This window comes from Streptomyces niveus (genome assembly GCF_001723055.1).
Taxonomy (GTDB): domain Bacteria; phylum Actinomycetota; class Actinomycetes; order Streptomycetales; family Streptomycetaceae; genus Streptomyces; species Streptomyces niveus.
On record NZ_MDCR01000127.1, the window covers coordinates 1 to 1,497 of the forward strand.

Genomic DNA, 1,497 nt, shown 5'->3' on the forward strand with positions numbered 1-1,497 from the left:
CGTTCTCGACCACCGGCCGCAGTGCGGCCGGTGGTCGAGAACGAGTTCGGAGACGGCTCTGAGCAGGGTGGTGCCGATGCCGCGGCCACGGTCGGCCACACCCCCGATGAGGAGATGGAGTCCGGTGTCATGAGGACGGGCGGGGTAATGACGGGCAAGAGGATCGAGATCGGCGCGGTAGAGCTCCCAATAGCTCATGGGGACACCGTCGAGCACGCCCAGGCACGGGACGCTGCGTCCGTCGCCGCGCAGTTGGGTGCGCAGATGGTCGGCGGTGACGGATTCGGGGCCCGCCAGTTCCCAGAAGGCGGCGACGGCCGGATCGTTCATCCAGCGGCTGATGAGGGTCAGATCGCGCTCCACCCGTACGGGCACGAGTTGGAAGACACCGGCGGACGTGCCGGCCGCGCCCCACCCGGCGGGGGAATCGAGGAGGGCGGACTCCCCGGCACCGCCCGGCCGTGTCCCGGTCGCCACCGGCTCACCGGCTCCGAGCAGCGCGACGAGTTCCTCGGTCAGGCGCAGGTCGAGGGTGTCCTCGGCGCCGCCGGCCAGGTGCGGTCCCGGGCCGGGCCCGGTGCTCGTATCGCTGCCGGGGCTCGCGTCGGTGGGAGGCACGGTGACGCTCTCCTCTCGGCGGTTCGGACGGGCGGACGCGGACCAGGACGTCAGTGGCGAAGGGGGTTGGTGATGGTGACGTAGACGGACTGGGTGTCGACCGGGCCGACGAGTTCGTCCAGTCCGTGCAGTCGGGTGAGCATGTTGGCCTTGCAGCGCAGCTTTTCCGCCTCCAGGAGGTGGCCGGGCAGGGGTGAGCCGAGCGCCACGTCCCGGGTGAGGAACTGACGGAAGGCGGCGATGAGTACGCGTTCGTCGGCGAGGCGTTGGGAGCCGAACGCCCCGATCAGGCCGAACACGTTGTTGATGCCGAGGTAGTAGGCGAAGCGCTCGTCCGTGATGTCGTCGGGGACGAAGGTGTCGCTCACCGCGCCGATGCCGGGGAGGCGGCGCTCAAGCGCGGCGCGGCGGGATTCGCGGAAGTAGTAGCCCTGGTTGTCGCGGTAGCGTCCGCCGACGGGCCAGCCGTCAGGGTCGAGGACCACCAGGGTGTTCTGCTGATGGGCCTCCAGGGCGACGCCCGCCGTGGCGTCGAGCCAGAGCACCGGGCGTACGACGTGGTCGAGGTAGCGCAGGAACCACTCCGCGGCGACCGCGCCGGCGGGCCGGCCCGTGCGGGCCACGAGGCCGGTCACGATGTCGGCGAGGCGCGAGTGCGTGTCCGGGCGGCCGGGCCATGGGCGCGGGGTGACCAGTCCGGCGAGGCAGACGGCGTCGTTGTCGGGGCGGAACGGGTTGTGGCGCAGCATCACGTCGAGCCCGGCGACGGGTTCGCCGTCGGGAGTGTCGACGGCCAGCCAGGCGGGGTCGCGCACGATGTCGAAGCCGGGATGCGCGGCGCGCCACTGCTGGGCGAGGCCGCCGCGCAGCAGCCGGTGG

At 72.1% G+C, this 1,497-nt stretch carries 2 protein-coding genes; both read right to left on the reverse strand.

What is annotated here, in order from left to right:
- Nucleotides 1–618 (reverse strand): GNAT family N-acetyltransferase (locus BHU15_RS16370; protein WP_069627866.1); only part of this gene is annotated, 618 nt, incomplete at its 3' end.
- Nucleotides 619–668: 50 nt separating this feature from the next.
- Nucleotides 669–1,497, reverse strand: an 829-nt coding sequence (locus BHU15_RS16375) for an IucA/IucC family C-terminal-domain containing protein (RefSeq protein ID WP_303741204.1), incomplete at its 5' end; no start/stop codon positions are given.